1 protein-coding gene is annotated in these 256 nt (G+C 71.9%); it reads right to left on the bottom strand.

Annotated elements, in window-relative coordinates:
* Window positions 1-188 (bottom strand): RsmD family RNA methyltransferase (locus ACZ3HG_RS24200; RefSeq protein WP_465334991.1); only part of this gene is annotated, 188 nt, incomplete at its 3' end.
* Window positions 189-256: the final 68 nt, after the last annotated feature.

Below are 256 nucleotides of genomic sequence, written 5' to 3'. Positions count from 1 at the left end.
CTCAGGCTCTCGAGCCCGAGTGCACCCGACCCGGCGTAGAGGTCCAGCACACGCGCGCCCTCGATCAGGTCGGCCGACTCCAGCGCCCCGAACAGCGACTCGCGCACGCGGTCGCTCGTGGGCCGCGTGCCCTTGGCGGGGACGTCGAGAACCGTGCCGCCCGCGCGGCCGGAGATGATGCGGGTCACCGTTCCACCCTACAAACCCGCGTGGCCGGACCTCTGTCGGAGGGGATGCCTAGACTCGGTGCATGCCC

The organism is Erwinia sp. PME.40.26/001, from assembly GCF_055556675.1.
The sequence above is the reverse complement of the archived record's forward strand: the minus strand, read 5'-3'. Positions and strand labels throughout refer to the sequence as shown.